Genomic DNA, 22,618 nt, shown 5'->3' on the forward strand with positions numbered 1-22,618 from the left:
GGAGTCTAGACTTTTAAACACTGAGATTCCAGCTTCAGCTTTGGTGTCCAGACCAAAGCTAGACCCTACGTCCTGTAGACAAAGACACAACTGGAATGACGGAAATACTAGGTATGGTGAATAGTTACATATTTTAAATGAATAATATGCTAGTTGACGTTGGGTAATTCCATAACCCCATCAATTTCAATATCAACATCTTTTGGTAGCTTAGATATTTGAATTGCGGCACGCGCAGGATAAGGTTGTTGAAAATATTTCGCCATAATTTCATTAACCGTGGCAAAGTTACTTAGGTCAGTCATAAAAATGTTCACTTTCACCATGTCATTGATACTACCACCTGCTGCTTCACATACGGCAGAAAGGTTTTTAAATACTTGTTCGGTTTGCTCAGCGAAACCACCATCGACTACTGCCATCGTTTCAGGAATAAGTGGGATTTGTCCAGATAAATAAACCGTATTATTTACTTTGACGGCTTGGCTATAGGTACCGATAGCACTAGGTGCTTGATCTGTAGAGATGATGCTTTTCATTTTATTTCCTGCTAATTTATTTTTGTGTTTTCGTCACGAGTAACTCGCTACTTGTCACTTTTTATTTATTACGGATGACGCGTTGAACATCAACCATTACCTTAATTTTTCTTATAATATCAGCTAAATGAATACGGTCACGACAGGTTATTTCCATATCGATAATATAAAGACCCGCTTCTTTTTCGCCCGAATTTAAACTATGTACATTGGAGCCACACTTGGCTATTACGTTAGTTAGCTGTGCTAATGCACCTTGATGGTTGATTATTTCTATTCTAAGTTTAGCAATAAACTCTTTATCGATATCACTATCCCATTTTACTGGGAATAAAGCGCCAGACTCATAGCCTTTAATGTTTGTACAGCCTTGTTGGTGCACCATCAAGCCCTTTCCTGGACTTAAATAGGCTAAAATTGTATCCCCTGGAATAGGGCGGCAACACTTTCCATAATTAACTAACATTCCCTCGGTACCCTTAATAGGCATTTTGGCTTTGCTGTTTGTTGGGGTTAATTCACTGTCTTCAGTAAATTCATCGGTAAGTCGTCTGGCTATACCAATACTTAACGCATTACCTAAGCCAATATTAGTCAATAAGCCATCTAAATCCTTATTACCATTTTGCTGTATAACCGCGTCAATTTTATCTTCGGGTATATCGTCAAGTGATATGTTGCCTAAAGCATGATTTAATAAGCGTAACCCTAGTGCTTTTGATTCTGTTTTTTCTCGACTGCGTAAATAAGTTCTTATTTGCAAACGAGCCTTTGCCGTTACTACAAAGTTGAGCCAGGTAGCGTTAGGTCTAGCTGCAGCAGACGTGATTACTTCAATAGTTTGTCCGGAATATAATGCTCGGCTCATAGGGTAAGGTTTGCGATCAACTTTTACGCCTACGCATGAATTACCAACGTCTGTGTGCACCGCATAAGCAAAATCAACTGCGGTAGCGCCCATCGGTAATTCAATAATACGCCCTTCTGGGGTAAACACGTAAATTTCTTCTGGAAATAGGTCGGATTTTACATTTTCGATAAATTCAAAAGAACTACCGGCGCTTTGTTGTAATTCTAGTAAGCTTTGCATCCAACGACGAGCTTTCATTTGTGCAGTAGTGTCGGCGTTACCACCACCTTCTTTATATAACCAATGAGCGGCAACGCCCCTATCAGCCATTTGTTCCATGCCTTTGGTTCTGATTTGTATTTCAACAGGGATCCCATGAGGGCCAATGAGCGAAGTATGTAACGAACGATAACCATTAGTTTTAGGAATGGCGATATAATCTTTAAAGCGACCGTCAATGGGTTTAAATAAGTTATGCATAGCGCCTAATGCGCGATAACAATCGTCGATTTTATCGCCAACAATCACGCGAAAGGCGTAAATATCCATGACCTCATTGAACATCAGCTCTTTATTAAGCATTTTACGATAAATAGAGTATAGGTGCTTTTCTCTACCGATAATTTCAGCGTCAATATCGCTCTCAGATAAGCGTGCTGATATTTCTTCTTGGATATTATTAATAATGGCTTTTCGATTACCGCGAGCGCTACTTACTGCTGACTTCAGTGCTCTAGAACGCATAGGGTAAAGCGCCTGAAAGCCGAGTAATTCCAATTCATTTTTAATATCATGAATACCAAGACGGTTAGCGATGGGGGCATAAATTTCAAGCGTTTCACGGGCTATACGACGGCGTTTATCGGGGCGTAAAGCTCCAAGAGTACGCATGTTATGGGTTCTGTCAGCTAATTTAATTAAAATAACACGTATATCTTGCACCATGGCCAAAACCATTTTACGGAAGTTTTCTGCTTGCATTTCTTCTTTATTATCGAACTTTAGCTTATCGAGTTTACTCACCCCCTCAACGAGTTCTGCAACCGTATGACCAAATAATTCTGCGAGCTCATCTTTAGTAACCGGGGTGTCTTCTATAACGTCATGCAGTAGTGCTGCCATTAAGGTTTCATGATCTAGATTCATTTGGGCTAGATTAACTGCTACGGCAACCGGATGAGTAATATAAGGGTCACCGCTTGAACGCATTTGACCATCGTGTGCATCTCTTGCTACAAGATAGGCATCTTTGAGCAGGTCTACTTGCACTTTTGATAGGTAAGTAGAGCTTAATTCTTTTAATGGTTCAAATAGATACACCTATCACTCCCAATTGATGGTAAATGACTAGAATACGTGGCTTTGCGTCAAATGCAAAGTAAATTGTGAAGTCATCTGTATACCCGCTCCACTTGAATATACTCGTTTCAGGAAGTCTTAGCGATTCATAATCAAGGCACATTTTTTTATTAAGGGTCATTCCCTTAAAAAGAAATGTAACGCAGAGTATTATTTGCTCAGCCTTCCCCAAAGGGCTGGTTTAGAAACGCTTTATACTGCGTTATTGATTTTGAGAATGGCGCTACATGGATGTAGCTTACTAGATAATGCAGGAGCACATTATCCTGAACAACCATTCTCTTCAATCAATGCCTTGCCTAAAGGCGTTTCTAATTCCAGCTGAAATCGGCATATTCAAGTGGAACGGGTATGGTACAATAAGCAATAAAAAACGCGTAACTTATTTTCTATTAGTAATAGAGAAAAGTTACGCGTTTACAAGGAAAAGTAAGCGTGGTTGCTTGTTTAACCTAATTCTTGTGTTTGACTACCAACAATTGCCGCAACGGCATCTAATTCAGCACTGTCTTGCTGAATTTGTGCTTGGCGATCTGATGTATCCATTAAAGCATCGGTAATTAAACCTGCTTCAATTTCACGTAAAGCCAATACGGTTGGTTTGTCATTTTCGACTTCAACCAAAGGGTCTTTACCGCCCGTTGCAATTTGACGAGCACGACGTGATGCAACTAACACCAAATCAAAACGATTACCGACTTTTTCTACGGCATCTTCAACAGTTACGCGAGCCATTTGGTCACTCCAACTAAATTTATAAAATAGCGCTGCATTTTACTGATCGATAGGTCATTTAGCAAGTAAAAGACTTTGTTCGGGCATAAATTGTAGTACATTAATTTTTTTGTTATCTGAATTTTCTACTTTAGCGGCTAAATAGCCTTTAACACCGCTTTGCATAAAGTCGTATTTATCAATGTGATGTTGAACTAATAAGTAGGTAACTCTCTTACGTGTTTATCGCCAGCACGATAAATAAAGATCAACAGCCCCTAACAAATTAGTTCATCTAATAAAACTTTATGCTGTGCCACTTGTTGGGTACGCTTGAGTCGTTGATTATTAACTATGGTGGTTAAGTCAGCTAGGGCCTGTTTAAAATCATCATTAATAATAATGTAATCGAATTCTTGAAAATGCGAACATTCATTCTGCGCTTTCGCCATTCTGCTTGTGATAATTTCCTCACTGTCTTGTCCTCTGCCTCGTAAACGACTTTCTAATTCTTTTTTTGAGGGGGGGCTAATAAATACAGTTGTTACGGAAGGCTTTTTCATACGTACTTGTTGAGCACCCTGCCAGTCGATATCAAGAAAAACATCGACGCCTTGAGCAAGCTGAGCATCTATTGCGGCTTCAGAGGTGCCGTAACAATTATCAAAAACTTCAGCATATTCGTAAAAAGCATTGTTTTTAATGAGCTTTTTAAACGTAGCAATGGAAACAAAGTGATAATGTTCGCCGTTATTTTCACCGGGACGAGGATCTCGTGTAGTGTGAGATACCGATACTTGCATGGGTCTACTTGATTTTTGTTCTAGTAATGCATTGATCAGGCTAGATTTTCCAGCACCACTAGGCGCAGAAAGAATAAATAAATTACCGGGGGCTGTCACAATGTTTCCCTTCCTTTGATTATGAGTAAACTAAGACGAAAAAAGCTAAGTTTCACTTTACTCTATTAGAATAAAAAAAGCCTAGCCTTGATGATAAATAAGCATGAATACTTATTATTTTTTGTAATTATTCACCATACCCAGCGTGCACGTCATTCCGGTTGTGTCTTTGCCTACGGGACGTAGGGTCTAGCTTTGGTCTGGACACCAAAGCTGAAGCCGGAATCTGCCTATTTTAAACATTAGACTCCCGATTAAAACATCTCGGGAGTGACGATAGGTGAGTAGTTACTATTTTTTTATCTATAATATTTTGGCAATAGATTGCGCTAAGTAATCTACATTACTGTTAGCAATACCGGCAATACTTACTCGGCTTGAGTCAACCATGTAAATGCTGTACTCATCTTGTAGTTGTTGAACTTGCTCAGGAGTGATACCTAAGAAAGAGAACATACCTGTTTGACGAGTAATAAAGCTAAAGTCACGAGTTACACCATTTTCAACTAGCTTATTGGCGATTAGCTGGCGATTACCATTAATGCGATTTCGCATTTCAGCCAATTCACTATACCATTCGTTGCGTAATTCGTCTGAAGATAAAATGGTTTCAACAAGTGCCGCACCGTGTGCTGGCGGCATCGAGTAAATACCCCTTATTACTGATAATAATACAGAAGTGGCAATATCAGCCTGCAAGCTTGATTTGCCAATAAGAGTACAAGCACCTATACGTTCACGGTATAAGCCGAAATTTTTCGAACATGAACTACAAACAATCATTTCGTTTACTGATTCTGCCATAAGACGTAAGCCATATGCATCTTCGTCTAAACCTTGGCCGAACCCTTGATATGCCATATCTATAACAGGAGTAAAGCCAACCGACTTAGCTACTTCAACAACTTGTTGCCATTGCTCTTGGTTTAAATCCATACCACTTGGGTTATGACAACAAGCGTGTAATAACACAGCATCATCAGACGATATTTGTTTAAGTGCAGCTAACATACCGTCAAAGTCTAAGTCTTTATTATCGTAATCATAATAAGGGTAGGTTTTTACCGTTAAACCTGCAGCTTCAAATAAAGCTGTGTGATTAGCCCATGTTGGATTGCTGACCCAAATGGTGTCACCAGCTTTGCATGATCTAATAAATTCAGCCGCTACACGAAGTGCACCAGTACCACCAGGAGTAGACACAGTGCGAGCACGGTTTTCGTTTAACACCTTGTGGTCTGAGCCAAAAATAAGGTTGGCCATTTCATCATTAAAAAGGCTTGAACCTGTTGGACCAATATAAACCTTACTGGTTTCAGTATCAGTGCGGTAACGCTCGGCTTTTTTTACACAATTAAGCACGGTAGTTTCACCGGCTTCATTTTTGTATACGCCAACACCCAAATCAATTTTTTTGGGGTTAGTATCTTCTCGATACTTAGACAAAAGGCCTAAAATAGGATCGGCAGGCAAAGCTTTTAAACTAGCAAACATGGTTGGAATTTACCTTATATTTTAACGGGTATAATTTAATGAATTAAACCCTTTATACCAATTGATGTAATGAATAGATCATTCAGCGAGAATTAAAAGGTGTAGAGGCAAGGCATTGATTGAAGAGAATGGTTATTCCCTTGTCAAAATCAATAACGCCGCATATATACCTTTTAAACTCGCCCTTGGGAGCTTGTCAGGAAAGTGATAACGTCACAAATTTGTTTGATATAGAATGACTATATATGCACAAATTTTGCTTGTTCTATCTTCCCTGAACCCCTCTGAATTATTTCATTCATTATTTCATTCATTATTTCATTCATTATTTCATTCATTATTTCATTTGGTATTAATTGAAAGAAATAGTTAAAAACAAGAATAGCTCAAAAGTGCGTCAAAATTAAGATATTTAAGATAAAAATTGAGACTAATTTTTCTAGTTTGTGATTGGGTTTTGGATAAGCACTAAAAATTATTAGTTAGCGCGGCAATCAAACCAATCAGGCCACCAAAAATACCGCCCCAAACCACTAACCAACCTAAGTGTTTTTTTATCATCGCTTGAATGATTTCTTTCACTAACTGTGGTGTTAATTCATTAAGGCGCTTTTCAATAATGTCGCTAACTTTATCCTGCATACTCGCAATCATATTGGGCTGTTCTAATTCGTCACGTAATAGCGTACTAAACTGTTCACTTTGGGTGATGTCTTGAATAGAAACCTTCATCTTTTCAATAAAGGGCTCTTTCATTGGTTGTAATGCTTCAGTGCCACCCACCATCGCTAGCATGGGTGCAAATGATGAGGTTTCTATCACTGATACTAAACTGTCAAAAGCGGGTGATAAGTCTACTTTTTCTATTATAGGGCTCAAATCAATAGATGCGGCACTACCAGAGTTACTTGATAAAAAGCGGTCGATATTTTCTTTGGTAAAAAATTGCTCCATCATTAACTGACGAATGGCTAATTTAAAATCCTCAAATCGTGCAGGAATAACACCTGAGCCGTATAACCCTGGTACTTTTTCAAAAAGCATGTGGATCGCTAGCCAATTAGTGATAGCACCTGATAATGCAAATAAACCAACAGTAAAAATGAGATGCTGCTCCGAAATGTAGCCTACAAGTGTTGCAATAAAGGCTATTAAGTTGGTGATGATACTTTTATTCACTAAAGATTCCGTCGTTTGAATTCGCTTGGCTATAAACGCTATGATAGCATTGAATTTACTTCGCTAAAATGATGTTCATATTTATCCGAATTGAGGGATTTATTCAATGTTTAAAAAATTAGTTGTTCTATTTTCCTTTGTTTTCATGAGTGCCTGTGGCGCAGACAACTCTACAAGTGAGCAATGGCGTGTGCTAGATATTAATAATACCGTATTGCTTACATTACCTCATGGTAAAGTGGTGATTGAGTTAGCACCGCAATTTTCGCCTAAGCATGTTGAACAATTTTCAGCGTTAGTAAAAAAATCATTTTACGATGGTACTAAGTTTTACCGTGTGATTGACGGTTTTGTCGCTCAAGCGGGTCCTAAAGAGGGGGGTGATAAAGATAAATCAGTTTCAGTATTGGCAATGGAGGGGCAATTTTTAACAGGGAATGATTACTCTTTTACTCAAGTGCAAAACAACGACTTATTTGCCGCAATAACAGGATTTAAAGACGGCTTTGCTTTGGCAAGTGATAACAATAAAAGTGCCTGGTTAACCCATTGCCCTGGTACATTAGCAATGGCAAGAAGCAATGAGGCAGACTCTGCATCGAGTCATTTTTATTTTGTTATTGGACAAGCCCCACGGTATTTAGATAAAATAATGACTATATTTGGTCGAGTGGTTTATGGCATGGAGCACATTCAAGCAATAAAGCGCACTTCGGTTATTGCAGGAGAATATGCGGTAGACAGCCGAGATCATACTCCTATTGTTAGTATGAAATTAATGGTGGATATTCCCTTAAAAGACCGTATTATTATTGAAATTGAAAATACAGAATCAGCAGTTTTTTCTGAGCGACTAATCAAACGTCGTGCCAGAGAAAGTGACTTTTTCTATAAAAAACCACCATCAGTATTAGATATTTGCCAAGTGCCAATTCAAAGTAGGCTCGTAAAAAAAGGCAAGCTTTAAAATGTTATTGATTGGTAAATGACCATTATTTTGCATTGAAATATTAGTAAAATGTTTTATTGTCCCTATGAACTTTTATATCACGAGAAAATATTTTGTTCTTCTTTTTTATTCGACAACTTGCATCGCAGCACTGCTACCTAAAAAAAGTTATTAGTCTTACATTTGGTGTTGTTTTAGTGATGCCTTTTACTACCGCAATGGCAGACATTCAGCCGCGTAGTGCTAGCTTAAACTACTCACAAAAATCATTGTCTAACGTAGGAAATCCCGCGGCGGCAGCGTTAATTTTTAAGCGTAAAGATCCCCATGTAATAACAGGGGGATTAATTGAATTTGGAGTAGGGATTGAATATGGTGATTTAAACGAGCTATTTGCGAAGTTTGATGAATTGTCAAATGACTTTAAGCCACCTAATGAACCTGTAGATCCTACTCTGCCGCCAACCCCAGAAAACCCAATAAGAGATTCTACTTGGGACGATCTTTTTAACGAATATCCTGAATTAGAAGATCGCCTCGATGCGGTTAAAGATAAAGTGTCGGTAACGGCAGGTTTGTTAGCACTTATTGCTGCTGAAGGTTATGCTAAAGCTGAAGCTACAGGAGAAATGACCTTTGTTTTAAATGATACCCTTTATGGTGGCACGTTAATGATTGGTGCTTCTTATAAAGGAAATGCCAAAGCCATTGGTATTCTTGAGCCCATTACGTTTGATAGTGAATTTGCCAAAACACAGTTAAGTACTATTCCCAATTTTGAAGAAACAGACCCCATTCAAGACATCGATTTAAGTGGTGGTATTACGCTTTTTTATAATCCCGCTAATAACAAAGTAAAGCTAACCGTTGATAATGATAGTTTGCTATTAGTGAAAGCGACTAAAATCAGTCAATTTTCATTGTCTTATAGCCGCCAAATGCAATCGTTTGATTCTGGTGATTTATATTGGGGAATTAAACCCACTTTTTATCGCGTTGGGTTGACGAATGTTAGTTCTAGAATAGGTGATATTACTGATTCAGAAGCCTTGTTTGATGATATAAAAGATGCAAATTATGTCTATGAAAATGGCTTTGATCTTGATTTAGGGCTTGTATGGGCTGCGCCGCATTATCAATTGGGCGCATCAATAACGAGTTTGTTCGAACATACTTATGAGTTTCCTGAAATCGATCGTAGACGCTTTAGTTCGAAGAACATCTTAACGAAGCTAGATTATCATGAAGAATTTACCATGCAGCGTCAGGTGAAGCTTGAGGCGGGCATTTATACAGAGCAACGTCATTGGAGCTTAAACGCGGAATTGGATGCTAATTCGGTAGAAGATCCAATGAGAGACCAATATCAATGGTTAACGGTAACCGCAGGTTATGCTGCTGATAATTGGTGGTTACCTAGTGCAAGAGTTGGTTTTAGTCGAAATTTAGCGGGTACTAAATTAGCGTATTTAAATGCGGGCGTTACGGTAATGAAGTTTATTAATATTGATCTTGCTACCACCTTAGATACTGTAACACTTGATGGCGATGAAATTAGACGTGGGGTAAATATTCGAGTAGGCGTACAGTTTGATTATTAATGAATAAGGTTATCAAATTGAAATGTCTACCTAACTGAGCAGCATACACCGTAATAGGTTGAAAGAGATGAGTATTGTGATGTAGCAGCCCCCGTGTTATTTTTTTTCATATGTGATTGAATTAATGCACCACTCTTTCTCGCCTTCAGGCGTCATTACACCAATGTCATCATCAACTTCTTTTTTGATCAGCGCCCGTGCCATTGGTGAGTCTATTGAAATATAGCCTTTAGCATCACCATAAATTTCTTCTGGGCCTACAATTCTAAATTTTTTAATGTCTCCGGTTTCATTTTCTATTTCTACCCAAGCACCAAAGAAAACTTTACCTTCTTGTTGAGGCGAGTAATCAACAATTTTTAGCTCGGGCAGCAGTTTTCGCAAAAACCTCACTCTGCTGTCTATTTGACGTAACACGCGTTTGTTAAAGTGGTAATCGGCATTTTCTGAGCGGTCGCCCAAGCTTGCAGCCCAAGAGACAATTTTTGTTATTTCTGGGCGCTTAACCTTCCATAGGTAATCATGTTCTTTTTGCAGTTTTTCGTAACCAACGCGGGTAATTAATTTAGTCTTCACAACATTAACTCGTTATTAGAAGGTTGTTATATAAAATGAAGTAATGAGTGCTCTATTCATTACTTCAATTGGTATTAATTTAGAGATGGATCATGATACACCCAGATGCCATTACACTAAAGTGCCATTGAAAAGTTCATTGAAAGTCAGTCATGATAACAAAAAATCTATTCGAGTAAACACCATATGCGGAGACTAAAACCACTTGTTATTTTATTGCTAACCATAGGGGTTAGCTTATCTGCTCAAGCTGATTTTCTTAAACTGGAAAAATTTGGTGAAAATCCGGGTGATCTTGAAGCCAGTTACTTTACGCCTAATATTGAAAATCCTGCTTTGGTAGTACTGTTACATGGTTGTGCTCAGCAGGGTGATGAACTTGCACTGCAGAGTGGTTTATTCGGTTTGGCAAAAAAACATAATTTTGCTTTATTACTACCACAACAAGGCTTGAGTAATAATATTAAACGTTGTTTTAATTGGTATTCAGCGGATGATTTCACTAGAGACTTAGGTGAAACCTTATCAATAAAAAATATGATAAATCGTTTTAAAGCGAAATTGGGTAGTGAAGATGTATACATTATTGGCTTATCAGGTGGCGGTGCGATGGCAAGTGGTATGTTAGCTAATTACCCCACATTGTTTACTGGTGGGGCCGTGGTGGCAGGTATCCCTTTTCCTTGCGCCGATGGTTTAATCACTGGTATTTCGTGTATGAGAAATGGTCCTTCACAAACTGCCGATGAACTGGCTACACTAGTCAAAAACATCAATCCGCAACAAACAAATTGGCCTAAACTGTCCGTTTGGACAGGAGAAAACGATAGTATTGTTAACCCATTGAACTCATCTGTGTTTGCCCAGCAATGGGCTAACTTATCTACATTAGAGAATAAACCAATTATTAATAAAAAATCAGGATATACCATTACTCGCTGGCAAAATTCAGCTAAAGAAGCACGAGTAGAGTTAATTGAAGTGAGCAATCTTGGCCACGGCATTATGGTCAATCCGCAAGTTGAAAATGGTGGAGAGGTGTCGGATTATTTATTAGCCTCGCCAGTCAGTACTGTAAAACATGTCATTGACTTTTGGCAGTTATCTTTATCAATAAGCCATGAGTAATAAAATCCACATTTAAAACAATAGCTTGCTTATGGCACTATAGTGCTAATTATTTTTTGAAATTTATCAGATAGAGTGTTATTAGTTGGCAAAAAAGCTTCACTAACAAAATAAAAACACATTAACTAAAAACATAAAATAATTATTAATAAGGGTTCCTTCATGAAACATCACAACAGAAATAGAAGTTATCTCGCCTTGGCTATTACCGCGGCATTAACCAGTAACTTAGCACTTGCACAAGAAACAACGGACGCATCTCCTGCGGCTAATGATTCTGGTCTTGAACGGATTGAGGTTACTGCGCGTAAATCTTTAGAGACGTTGCAAAATGTACCAGTAGCCGTAACTTCGGTTGGTGCTGAGCAGCTGGCTCAAGGTGGCATAAGTGTCATGACTGAAATTCAGCAATTTTCGCCAAATACTACTTTACAAAATAGCCGTGGTACTAACTCAACGCTCACTGCTTTTATTCGTGGTGTTGGTCAAGAGGATCCACTTTGGGGTTATGAACCAGGTGTGGGGATTTATGTTGATGATGTTTATATAGCTCGTCCACAAGGTGCAGTACTTGATATTATTGATGTGGAACGTATTGAGGTATTACGTGGTCCTCAAGGTAGTTTATACGGTAAGAACACCATTGGCGGTGCTATTAAATATGTCACTAAGAAAATGTCGGGTGATATGGAATTTGATTTGAAAGCAACGCTTGGTAACTATGGTCGTCAAGATTATAAAGTTGCCGGTAAAATGCCAGTAATAGATGATAAATTGTATGTTGGTTTTGCTCTTGCAAGTTTAACGCGTGATGGTTATGGCGATTTTCTTGGAACGACTTTAGATGGTCAAGATTCAGAAAACTATAATAAAGATATTTTTGCTGGCAGAGTAACGGTTGAATTTATCCCTACTGATGATTTATTCTTCCGTTTTAACTACGATCAAACGAATGATGATTCAAACTCAAAAGGTGGTCATCGTTTACTCGCTAGTGATATTTCACCTGAAGATAACCCTGCTATTGGTGATAGTGGCGCCGTACAAGATGATATTTACAATTCTTATAGCAGTTTACCTACTTGGAATACAGTTGAAAGTGAAGGATGGAGCTTAACGGCGGAATATTACATTAATGATTTTTGGTCAATAAAATCAGTTACTGCCGCACGTGAAAATGCTTCAGTTACCAATATAGATTTTGATAATACTTTAGTACAAACTTTTGATGTACCTGCTCTATATAGTGATGAACAGGTTAGTCAAGAATTTCAGTTAAACTATAGCGATGATAATTTAACTCTAGTATCAGGTTTGTATTACTTTGACGGTGAGTCATGTGGTCAGTATGACGCTATCTATAAAGCATTTTTAACCTTTGAAGTAAGTGGTTGTAATAATTCTGAAAGCTATGCAGCCTATGCACAAGGTTCATATAATTTCACTGATAAATTCTCAATGACTTTAGGCGCTCGTTATACGGAAGAAGAAAAAACAGCATGGGTGTTCAATGATAATTTTGGCGGAATAGTCTACCCTTATTCAGATTGGATTCCTGATTATGTTCGTCCTGATTTAGAAAAAACTAAAGTGTTAGATGGTAATGAAACGTGGTCTCGATTTACACCTAAAGTAGGTGTTGAGTATCAAGTTAATGACGACATGATGGTTTTTGCTAGTTATTCCCAAGGCTTTAAATCAGGCACTTTTAACCCGCGTGCATCAAGTAATGAGCCTGCGGTTAACCCTGAAATTGTTGATTCAATTGAGTTAGGTATTAAAAGTGAATGGTTCGATCAATTACGTGTTAATGCAACAATTTTCGCACTTGAACATTCAGATCGTCAATATAAAAGTATTGTTCAAACCCCAGAAAACCCTGCAGGAGAATCACGTTTAGGTAATATTGGTGCATCTGAAGCGATTGGTATAGAGCTTGATGTAGAATATGCGGCAACAGATAACTTAAACTTTAATTTTGCCTTAGGTTATATTGATAGTGAATTTACTGAAATACTTGAGTATGATGGCGATGGTGGTTATAACGATATTTCAGATAGTTATGTAATTGCTAATACGCCTGATTTAACAGCTAACGTTGGTGTTACTTACGATATTGAAACAAATTTTGGCTCTTTTATTGTTAATGGTAATTACTACTATCGTGGTGAATATCAATTAGTAGAAGTTAGAGACACGTTGATTCAAGACGGTTATGGCTTACTTAACTTAGGCGTTAACTGGTACAGCCCAGAAGGCGATTGGACGGCAGCACTACATTGGAAAAATGTTACCGATGAAGAATATGCTGTTGGTGCTTATCCGTATGGCCATATTGACAACGGCCTAATTGCTTATTACGGTGATCCTAGCACTGTTGCATTAACTGTTGGTTATAGTTTCTAAAAATCATTCTATATTGAAAAAGAAACAGAGCTGGTTTTTACCGGCTCTTTTTTTGATAATAAGCAAATTGTTTTTCTAAAAGGAATTATTATGAATCAAGCTAAAGTAGTTATTGCTGATGATCATCCGTTATTTCGTACTGCATTAAAACAAGCGGTAGTTGACTGTATGCCTGATGCAGATATTAAAGAGGCATCAAGCTTTGATGATTTACTGGTTGAAATTGATAAGTCACCTGAGTTAGAAATTATCTTTTTAGATTTACATATGCCGGGTAATGATGGTTTTACTGGCTTGACCCAATTGCAAAACAACCATCCTGATTTAATCGTTATTATGGTGTCTTCAGATGAAAATCCAGACATTATGCAAAAAGCGATTAATTTTGGCGCAGCTGCTTTTATTCCTAAGTCAGTTGACTTAACAACCATTGCACAAGCGATTAATACCGTACTGGCGGGCAACACTTGGCTGCCGGTTAATATGCCGGTTAATAATGATGCTAAGTTAGCCCAAGAGCATAAAAAATTAGCGCAGCAGTTGGCGCAACTGACGCCTCAACAGTATACCGTTTTATCTTTGGTTGCCGATGGGCAGTTAAATAAGCAGATTGCAGGGATTTTAGATATTAAAGAAAATACGGTAAAAAAACATGTGTCGGCAATTTTACTGCAACTGGGCGTTTATAACCGTACTCAAGCGGGTTTAGTGTATCAGCAATTAATGCTAGCACCGCAAGAAAATGCCTCTATAAACTAGCTCATCAATAACTGCTTCATTAGTTTTTTCAATGCTAAGGCCTTTATTGGTTTGCGCATAAAATAAAATTGCGCACTATTGGTGTGCTCTCGTACTTGCTCTGATGGATCAGCTGAGCAAATAATACAAGGTACTTGCCAAGCTTGCTTCGACAGTGTTCTTTGTATTAAATCTACGCCATTTTCGTCGTTGTCTAAATGATAGTCAGAAATAATTATCGTTGGGATAAAGTCTTGTTTAGTGAGTGAGGTTGTTAGGTTTTTTTCATCCTTAACCGCGAGTACTTTACAGCCCCATTCTTGTAGTTGTGACTGTATGGCTTTGAGCATGATGGCTTCATTATCAACTAATAAAATGGGTAGGTCGATAAATTCACTTGCCGTTTTATTTTGTGTACTAGTCTCTACAGCGGGCATTGGTGTTAGCTTTACCGTGCTTCGAGGTAAGGTGACACTAAAGCAGGTACCTTTTCCTAGGGTTGATTTTACCGCTATATCAACGTTTAGTAATTTTGCAATACGCTCACAAATCGCTAGCCCTAAGCCTAAGCCAGATTTATCTTGTGTTTGTTTTAAACGCTCGAATTCTTTGAAAATTGTTTGCTGATCCGCTAAACCGATACCTGGGCCATTATCCCATACTTCAATAACTAGTTTATTTTTCTGGTGTTTAACGCCAAGTAGTACTTTTCCTTGGCTATTCTTTTGAGGACAGTAATTTAGAGCATTTGATAAAAAATTTTGTACTATACGGCGCAGTAGTCTTTGATCGGTTTCAACGATACATGTTGATTTTACATAGTTAAATTGTAAGCCTGCTTGTTGAGACATTAAGGAAAACTCTTTACCTAATGGCTCGAGTAAGTCGTTAATTGAAAAACAGTGAATATCAATTTTTTGCGAGCTATTATCAAGTCTAGATATTTCAACCAAATCAGCTAGTAAACTTTCTGCTGCGCTTAATGAATATTGTATGTTAGTTGCTAATTCTGCTAAGTCACTCCCTTGTACTTTTTTGTTAAGCATATTGGTAAATAGCGATAACGCATTGAAAGGTTGCATTAGATCATGACTAGCAGCAGCTAAAAACTTACTTTTACTGGTATTGGCAGCTTCGGCTTCGGCTTTTGCTTTGGTTAGTTCTATTGTGCGTTCGGTGACTCTTTGTTCTAAATTCTCATTGGCTTGTTGTAACGCTTTTGTCGCTTCAATATGGGAGGTTATATCTGAAAAAGTACTAACAAAACCACCGCCTGGCATTGCTTGTCCACGAATTTCTAACACAATCCCGCTAGGCATTTCACGTTGAAAATGGTGACTATTGCCTTGGCGCATATGCTCAATACGACGACTGATAAAGTCATCCTCGTTTTCTTTAGTATTTACATTGTTCTTACGGGTGATAATAATGCCGCGCTCTGCGTTAAAGCTAATAAGCTCTGCAACGGGCTTGCCAACCTTCACTATCTCAGCGGGGTAGCCAAGTAACTCAATATAGCGTTTATTCCAAGCAACGATACGCATATCCGCATCAATAACACTAATACCCTGCTCAATATTTTCAACGCCAGCGTGTAATAACTCTCGATTAAAGTGAAAGAGTTTATTGGCCTCATCAACAATATTCACTACATCTTGTAGTGGCATTGTTTGTTGTGTGGTCACAGCTTTCATTACCATACGGGTAGAAGCAGAGCCGAGTACACTGGAGAGTTGTAAACGGGTATAGTCAATTAATTTCTCGGAGGCCTTAGTACTTGTTAATTGCTTGGCATAATCATGAAGAAAGGTTTCAGCGGCATGGTTATTAATAAACCGTTGTAACAAATGATATAAATCTTTACTGGATAGGTTCTGCTCAAAAGCGCCTTGTTGCTTGTAAACGAACAACTCTGTTTGTAGCTTTTCTGACACGCTACGATGACTTAGTAAGGAAATTATAATGAAGCATAAGCTGTTGGCTAATAAACTAAAAAGTAGCCCGTGGCTAATGTGATCAAGTGAGTTGAAGCCAAATAATGCGTAAGGTTTGAGCCAGTTAATGCCAAAGATACCAGTGTTTAACCAGAGCGATTCCGTCAGTAAACTAGGTAATAACAAGGTGTAAAGCCAGATTATGCTACCAACAGTTAAGCCAGCTAACGCTGCTTTTTTGGTCGCTTTACGCCAATATAAAGCGCCAATAACCAAAGGCGCTAACTGCGATAATAAAACAAAAGAGAGTAAACCAATGGTGGCTAGATGATTCTGTTGATTAATTATACGCTCAAAAGTAAAGGCTAAAAGTAGCAGTAACGCAATAGCTACCCTACGTATGTTGAGTAACATATGTGACAGTTGAGTTTTTTGTTTGCTGACAAAGCTATTGTAATGCAGTAATAACGGGGTAACTATTTCTGTAGTTACCATGGTGCTTAATACAATAGTGGCAACAATGACCATGCTCGTTGCCGCAGCTAAACCGCCAATATAGGCGAGCCCACCTAACCAAGCTTGTTGGAAAAATAATGGGATGGTGATGACATAGGTATCAGCGTTAACATTTCCACCGGGAAATAAGTTTTGACCAGCAAGGGCAATAGGTAGCACAAAGATATTAATAGCAATTAAATATAATGGGTATAGATAGCGAGCACTTTTTAGTTCATTTTCCTGATGATTTTCTATCATCATCATATGATATTGCTGTGGCAGAATGAAGATGGTTATCATGCCTAGTATGGCTTGAGATATGGCAAAGTAACTGTTGCTTGTTGGCTGACTATCTACTACGTGTTGAGATTGTGCAAATAAGTCGGCAACACCATCAAAAACAAAAAAAGTGGCAAAAATTCCAACCGCAGTAAGTGCGAATAATTTTATGACAGAACTAAACGCGATTGCTAACACTAAGCCTTGGCTTTGTTTGTTTATTGCTGCTTGTCTTGCGCCAAACAAAATACTAAAAATAATTAATACCAGTGTCATGATAAACGTAGTACTGATGCCTGATTGATACGAGCCTGTGAGTAAGTCAAAACTTTTACTAATAGCGCGTAGCTGTAAAGCTATATAGGGGATAGTGCCTAATAAGGCAACTAAGGTGACCGTTGCGGCAATAGCGGGAGAACGGTCATATCGACAAGCGATAAAATCAGCAATAGAGGTTAAGTTTTGTTGTTTGGTAATGCGAAGTATTCTGAGCAGCATTGGCCAGGCGAGTACAAAAGATAAAATAGTACCAATATAGACTGGCGCTAACCAAGCACCCGTTGTTGCGGCTTGACCCACTGTGCCGTAAAAAGCCCAAGAAGTACAACTAACACCTAACGATAAACTATATATCCAAGGACGAGAAAGCCATTTTTTACTGGTTTCTTTTTGTCCCCAATAGGCGACCACAAAAAGTAGTAATAAATAGCTAATAGAGAGTAAAGATATCAGCCAAGTATCTAGAGAGAGCCAAACTAACAAAGATTATTCCTTAGATATAATCGCTCCGCTTGAAGATGTTGAATAATGTATCTTCAAGTGGAACGGGTATAAATATTGCTGTAATAACGCGAGTAAATGATTACTAATACAATAACATGCGTTGAGAAAAAACACAGCGAACGAAGGTAGTACATAATTATGTTGTCTATTTAGTTAAGCTGATTAAAAGTGATAATGTAGAGTTGAAATATTTTTAATGAACCTACCTAAAATAAACAACAAATACTTAGTGGCAATGCTTGTTTTCGTTAGTTATACCTTATTTGCTATGGCTTGGGTTGGCGGAACGGCGAGCATGGGCCAAATAATGGCAAGTATGCAAGTTGACAGTTTAGCTTCAGCTAGCTTTATTAGTGGCGCGGTTACCTTAGCTAAAATAGTTGGTACTTTTATAGCGGCTTGGTTGGCTATAAAAGTAGGCGTAAAAAAAGCTTTTTTTATCTCCGGCATTTTAATTTCTATAGGACTATTAACGCCATTGGCGCCAAATTATGAGTTACTGCTCGTTAGTCGGTTTTTGATGGGGCTTGGTGGCGCATTTATGATTGTTTACTTTAATCCCATTGTAATGGCGTGGTTTACACCAGAGGAACGACCCACAATCAATGGTATTAACGCGGTAGCCTTTAATGTGGGTACGGGTATTATTCTATGGCAGATGAGTAATTTTAATTCACTAACAGGTAGCTGGAAAAATACCTTATTGATGTTTTCTTTAGTGAGTATTTTGTTAAGTATTGCTTGGTTATTAGTGAAAGATAAAGAGTCTAATACAGCGGCTAAACAAGACGAGGAAGCGCCAGTAAGATACTCCTATATAGATGGTTTGAAAGATAAATTTAACTGGATTTATGCGTTAACCTATTCAGGAATTCTAGCCTTTTACATCTGTTTATTTACCTTTTACCCTAAAGCCGGTATTAGTCAAAGTGCGCTCGTTATTGGTTCGGGCATTATTGGTACCTTGGCAGGAATTGTTTATAGTAAAAAGTTTACCGCACGTGTTCCGGTTATACGTTGGTCAGGCTTAGTCATTATTTTAACTGTGCTAGGTTTGTCTTTTGGCAACGCTGAATGGCTGCAAACTGTTTGTGCCATGGCGCTAGGCTTCTTTATCTTTTTTCCTGTTACTGCACTAGTCACTATCCCTCACGAATTGCCTAATATGACAGGGGAAAGAATCACAGTCGTATTCAGTTTGTTTTATTCAATCAGTTATTTAATAGCGACGATAGTGCTATGGAACTTTGGTCGACTGGTTGATATCAACCAAGGTGACTTTACTCGCGCTTTTACCTTAATCACAGTTGTGAGTAGTACATTTTTTATTGGTAGCTTCTTTTTGCCAGAAACGGCAAACTATAAGAAATTAGAAGTTAAACAAGCACCTGAAAAAAAGGAGTCCTCATGCGAGGCATAATATCAGATAAACTTATTGGATTGATGGAACAAGCAAATATTGCTGCTCAAGTATTTAAAGAAAGTGGTATACAACTTACTCCTAGCTTAGTACGTGAAAATCTTGAAAAATTAAATGTATTTATTGGGGAAGGGCCTGAATTGGCTTTTGTACAAGAAAGTGCTTTTGTTACCTCTACGCACATTATTCCCGTTAGAGTCTATAGCCCTGATCCTGAACAAGCTTTACCTGTGGTTTTGCATTACCACGGTGGTGGTCATATGTGTGGCAGTATTGAGTTATACGATACTATTAGCCGAAAAATTGCGAAAGCTGGAAAGTGTGTTGTTATAGCGGTGGAATATCGCCTAGCACCTGAATATCCATACCCAGCAGGTGTTGAAGATAGCCAGTACGCATTAGCTAATTATCAAGACGTTTTATCAGACGTGAATTTTACTCAGCAATTAATCATTGTTGGAGACAGTGCTGGAGGTGCTATTTGTACGACATTAGTAAGCGATAATATCGGTAATTCAGCGATTAAAATTGATAAACAGATCCTTATTTATCCCAGTGTTGATTACACGATGAGCTGTGCTTCTACAGAAGAAAATGGCACAGGATTTTTATTAGAAAAAGAGAAAATGATTTGGTACTTTAATCAATACTTGCAAGACAAAGAACAGAGTGAACAGGCATCACCCTTATTTATGCCAATGGCGAAAAGTATGCCACAAACCCTTATTTTTACCGCCGGTTGTGATCCCCTTAGAGATGAAAGCATTGCTTATGCTCAGGCTTTAGAAAAAGTAGGAGTGAAAGTAGAACAAGTTACTTTTGATGGGATGATCCATGCTTACATGTTGCTTGATAGCATTGTTAAAAGTGAATGTGATGAAACTTATCGGTTGATAGGTGAGTTTATTCAGTCATAGGGTTATGAAATATATTTAATCTGACTATGTGTATAGTGGCGTTGGCAGTAGGTGGGTGCTCACATACTGCCAGTTTTTTTGTGAAAGTTTCTTATCACGGTTAACGCTTTATATTGGCTGAACTAAAGAACCTCTTTGGCGGCTCTAAACGCTTCTTGTGCTGCAGGGGCACCACAATAAACGGCACTGTGCAAAAGCACTTCACGAATTTCTTCTTTTGTTGCGCCATTATTGAGTGCGCCGCGAATGTGGCCTTTTAGTTCTTGTGGCGCTTTTAATGCGGCTAACATAGCAATAGTTACTAAACTACGCGTTTTGCGATCTAAACCTTCTCTTTGCCATGTTGATCCCCAGCCGTGGTCGTTGATGTAATCTTGCATTGGTTGGGTGAAATCATCAGTATTATTTAAAGCGCGATCAACAAATTCATCGCCCATTACTTGTCGGCGAATTTGTTCACCTGATGTCTTAGTCATATCATTTTCCTAGTAAAAATAAAGCCTCGGATTATTGTAACGTGAGGCTTTCATTTGCTGTTCATTTTATTTTAAAATTTTGAATATGTATTCAGGCACATCGCCTTTAAAGCTGCTCATAATTGGGTGCAATTCGTTATCATTTACTTATATTTCGCTTGTAAATAATCAAATACCGCACGTATACCGAAAGCTTCGCCACCTAAAGGACGACCAGATAAGGTACGAACATTAAAAGCCATCACATCAAAATGCACCCAGTTAGTTTCTTTACGCACAAACTTTTGCAAATAAAGTGCGGCAGTAATCGCGCCACCAAAAGGTGTTGAAGAGCAGTTAGTCATATCGGCAATAGTACTTTTAAATAAGTCGGTATAAGGTTGATATAGCGGCATACGCCAAACGGGATCACTAATTTTGCCGCCGGCGTTGGTTATACCTGTGGCGATGTCATCACAGGTGGAAAAAAAGCCGGGTAATTCAGTTCCTAAAGCAACGCGCATGGCACCTGTTAATGTTGCAAAGTCGATAATTAACTCGGGCGATTCTTGATCTGCTTCGGTTAACGCATCACATAAAACCAAGCGACCTTCAGCATCGGTATTGTCTATTTCTACCGTCAAGCCACTGCGTGTTGTTAGCACATCGCCGGGGCGCATGGCATTGTTTGATACCGCGTTTTCAACCGCAGGAATTAATACTCTTAAATTGATAGGTAAATTATGCGACATAATTAACTGTGCTAAACCAAGCACATGAGCTGAGCCACCCATGTCTTTTTTCATATTACGCATGCCAGCGGAAGGTTTTAAATCTAAGCCGCCGCTGTCAAAACATACGCCTTTACCAACTAAAGTTACTTTTGGGTGATTTTTGTTACCCCAAGATAAATCAATTAAGCGCGGCTGGTGAATACTGGCACGCCCAACAGCATGAATAGTAGGGTAGTTATCGTTAAGTAAATCATCACCGATAATTTGTTTGAGCTTGCCGCCAAAATTATCAGCAAGCGTTTGTGCACTTTCACCTAAATTTTTTGGCATCATATCAGCCGCAGGTGTATTGATTAAATCGCGAACTAAAGCGGTTGCCTCAGCATACTTTATAGCGCTATCTACTAGTGTTTGATCGTTGACTGCTAATATAGGTAAAGGCTGCTTGTTTGGGCTTTTAGTTACATAACGGGTATACGTATACGCACCAATTAGCCAGGCAAAACAAATAGCTTGCTGATGCTTAGCGTCGGCATGCAGTAAATATTGTCCTGTAGGAAGTTTTTTAATTAAATCGCCACAAGCAAAAAAGTCACTGGCATCATCAACAATAAAAATAGCCTGAGCTAATTCGCCTTGTTCATTGGGGATCAGCGCTAAACCGTTACCTGAAAAGCTTATTTGTTTAAGCCAGTTTTGACTAAATGGTGTCTGTTTTGATAACCAAGACTCGAAAGGTTGTTTTTGTTCAAAGACAAACAGAGGGGTGCCTTCATGTTGTGCAGTTAATAACGACTTCATTTGATTCCTTGGGATTATTACAATCGTTTGATAATTATATTCTAACCCAAGTAAATTAAAGATGGAGTGTTGCAGCTATTTACTTTTCAATTAAAGTTCAATATCCGCTTAAGTGAGTTTCTGGTATGATCAACAACATTAAAAAATTCGTATCTATTCAACTGGCTATTTTATGCGTTGCCGTTTGTGCTCCCTTCGACAGGCTTCCTTCGACAGGCTCAGGACAAACGGGGTAGTATACCGTTCACCCTGAGCGTGAGGAACGAACAGTCGAAGGGCGACAGGCTTCCTTCGACAGGCTTCCTTCGACAGGCTTCCTTCGACAGGCTCAGGACAAACGGGGTAGTATACCGTTCACCCTG

General features: G+C 38.5%; 18 protein-coding genes. 8 read left to right on the forward strand and 10 right to left on the reverse strand.

Going from position 1 to position 22,618, the window contains the following annotated elements; all coding sequences use genetic code 11:
* Positions 1 to 149: 149 nt before the first annotated feature.
* Together DWA31_RS16855 and spoT are read right to left on the reverse strand one after the other, a co-directional pair.
* A complete protein-coding gene (locus DWA31_RS16855; protein WP_114327733.1) occupies positions 150 to 539 on the reverse strand; it encodes a RidA family protein in 390 nt (129 codons plus the stop codon).
* Positions 540 to 600: 61 nt separating this feature from the next.
* The gene (gene spoT, locus DWA31_RS16860) at positions 601 to 2,709 is read right to left on the reverse strand and encodes a bifunctional GTP diphosphokinase/guanosine-3',5'-bis pyrophosphate 3'-pyrophosphohydrolase (protein WP_114327734.1); all 2,109 of its coding nucleotides are present in this window, start codon (positions 2,707 to 2,709) and stop codon (positions 601 to 603) included.
* 193 nt (positions 2,710 to 2,902) lie between these two features.
* Here spoT and DWA31_RS16865 point away from each other — a divergent pair, with 193 nt between their 5' ends.
* The gene (locus DWA31_RS16865; RefSeq protein WP_245942660.1) at positions 2,903 to 3,073 is read left to right on the forward strand and encodes a hypothetical protein; all 171 of its coding nucleotides are present in this window, start codon (positions 2,903 to 2,905) and stop codon (positions 3,071 to 3,073) included.
* 122 nt (positions 3,074 to 3,195) lie between these two features.
* On the opposite strand, the gene rpoZ is transcribed toward DWA31_RS16865, so the two are convergent.
* The 4 genes from rpoZ to DWA31_RS16885 form a co-directional block, all read right to left on the reverse strand.
* Positions 3,196 to 3,483: a DNA-directed RNA polymerase subunit omega gene (gene rpoZ / locus DWA31_RS16870; RefSeq protein WP_114327736.1), complete on the reverse strand. Its 288-nt coding sequence runs from the start codon at positions 3,481 to 3,483 to the stop codon at positions 3,196 to 3,198.
* A gap of 257 nt (positions 3,484 to 3,740) precedes the next feature.
* A complete protein-coding gene (gene gmk, locus DWA31_RS16875; protein WP_114327737.1) occupies positions 3,741 to 4,364 on the reverse strand; it encodes a guanylate kinase in 624 nt (207 codons plus the stop codon).
* Between the two features lie 303 nt (positions 4,365 to 4,667).
* Positions 4,668 to 5,858 carry an amino acid aminotransferase gene (locus DWA31_RS16880; RefSeq protein WP_114327738.1) on the reverse strand — a complete coding sequence of 397 codons (1,191 nt, stop codon included), beginning with the start codon at positions 5,856 to 5,858 and terminating at the stop codon, positions 4,668 to 4,670.
* Between the two features lie 468 nt (positions 5,859 to 6,326).
* The gene (locus DWA31_RS16885) at positions 6,327 to 7,037 is read right to left on the reverse strand and encodes a DUF445 domain-containing protein (RefSeq protein WP_114327739.1); all 711 of its coding nucleotides are present in this window, start codon (positions 7,035 to 7,037) and stop codon (positions 6,327 to 6,329) included.
* Between the two features lie 106 nt (positions 7,038 to 7,143).
* Here DWA31_RS16885 and DWA31_RS16890 point away from each other — a divergent pair, with 106 nt between their 5' ends.
* Both DWA31_RS16890 and traF read left to right on the forward strand, forming a co-directional pair.
* Positions 7,144 to 8,004 carry a peptidylprolyl isomerase gene (locus tag DWA31_RS16890; protein WP_114327740.1) on the forward strand — a complete coding sequence of 287 codons (861 nt, stop codon included), beginning with the start codon at positions 7,144 to 7,146 and terminating at the stop codon, positions 8,002 to 8,004.
* Between the two features lie 182 nt (positions 8,005 to 8,186).
* A complete protein-coding gene (traF, locus tag DWA31_RS16895) occupies positions 8,187 to 9,587 on the forward strand; it encodes a conjugal transfer protein TraF (protein ID WP_114327763.1) in 1,401 nt (466 codons plus the stop codon).
* Between the two features lie 96 nt (positions 9,588 to 9,683).
* Here traF and greB read toward each other — a convergent pair whose 3' ends face one another.
* Positions 9,684 to 10,163 carry a transcription elongation factor GreB gene (gene greB / locus DWA31_RS16900; RefSeq protein ID WP_114327741.1) on the reverse strand — a complete coding sequence of 160 codons (480 nt, stop codon included), beginning with the start codon at positions 10,161 to 10,163 and terminating at the stop codon, positions 9,684 to 9,686.
* A 186-nt stretch (positions 10,164 to 10,349) separates the two neighbouring features.
* Here greB and DWA31_RS16905 point away from each other — a divergent pair, with 186 nt between their 5' ends.
* From DWA31_RS16905 to DWA31_RS16915, 3 genes are all read left to right on the forward strand, one after another.
* On the forward strand, positions 10,350 to 11,291 hold the full coding sequence (locus tag DWA31_RS16905; protein ID WP_114327742.1) for an extracellular catalytic domain type 1 short-chain-length polyhydroxyalkanoate depolymerase: 942 nt from the start codon (positions 10,350 to 10,352) through the stop codon (positions 11,289 to 11,291).
* 162 nt (positions 11,292 to 11,453) lie between these two features.
* Positions 11,454 to 13,697: a TonB-dependent receptor gene (locus tag DWA31_RS16910; RefSeq protein ID WP_114327743.1), complete on the forward strand. Its 2,244-nt coding sequence runs from the start codon at positions 11,454 to 11,456 to the stop codon at positions 13,695 to 13,697.
* Between the two features lie 90 nt (positions 13,698 to 13,787).
* On the forward strand, positions 13,788 to 14,456 hold the full coding sequence (locus DWA31_RS16915; protein ID WP_114327744.1) for a response regulator transcription factor: 669 nt from the start codon (positions 13,788 to 13,790) through the stop codon (positions 14,454 to 14,456).
* Here the strand turns inward: DWA31_RS16915 and DWA31_RS16920 are convergent.
* The gene (locus DWA31_RS16920; RefSeq protein WP_114327745.1) at positions 14,453 to 17,908 is read right to left on the reverse strand and encodes a PAS domain-containing hybrid sensor histidine kinase/response regulator; all 3,456 of its coding nucleotides are present in this window, start codon (positions 17,906 to 17,908) and stop codon (positions 14,453 to 14,455) included. The two genes, DWA31_RS16915 and DWA31_RS16920, sit on opposite strands and share 4 nt — an antisense overlap.
* A 217-nt stretch (positions 17,909 to 18,125) precedes the next feature.
* Between DWA31_RS16920 and DWA31_RS16925 the strand changes: the two genes are divergently transcribed.
* Entirely contained in the window at positions 18,126 to 19,349 is a 1,224-nt protein-coding gene (locus tag DWA31_RS16925; protein ID WP_114327746.1) for an MFS transporter, read from the forward strand.
* Entirely contained in the window at positions 19,337 to 20,266 is a 930-nt protein-coding gene (locus tag DWA31_RS16930) for an alpha/beta hydrolase (protein ID WP_114327747.1), read from the forward strand. Before DWA31_RS16925 ends, DWA31_RS16930 begins: the two co-directional genes overlap by 13 nt.
* Positions 20,267 to 20,388: 122 nt before the next feature.
* Here DWA31_RS16930 and DWA31_RS16935 read toward each other — a convergent pair whose 3' ends face one another.
* Positions 20,389 to 20,742, reverse strand: coding sequence for a carboxymuconolactone decarboxylase family protein (locus DWA31_RS16935; RefSeq protein WP_114327748.1), 354 nt, complete (start codon positions 20,740 to 20,742; stop codon positions 20,389 to 20,391).
* Positions 20,743 to 20,885: 143 nt separating this feature from the next.
* Positions 20,886 to 22,256, reverse strand: a complete 1,371-nt coding sequence (locus tag DWA31_RS16940) for a leucyl aminopeptidase family protein (protein WP_114327749.1) — start codon at positions 22,254 to 22,256, stop codon at positions 20,886 to 20,888.
* Positions 22,257 to 22,618: the final 362 nt, after the last annotated feature.

The organism is Candidatus Colwellia aromaticivorans (assembly GCF_003333305.1).
GTDB classification, from domain to species: domain Bacteria; phylum Pseudomonadota; class Gammaproteobacteria; order Enterobacterales; family Alteromonadaceae; genus Colwellia; species Colwellia aromaticivorans.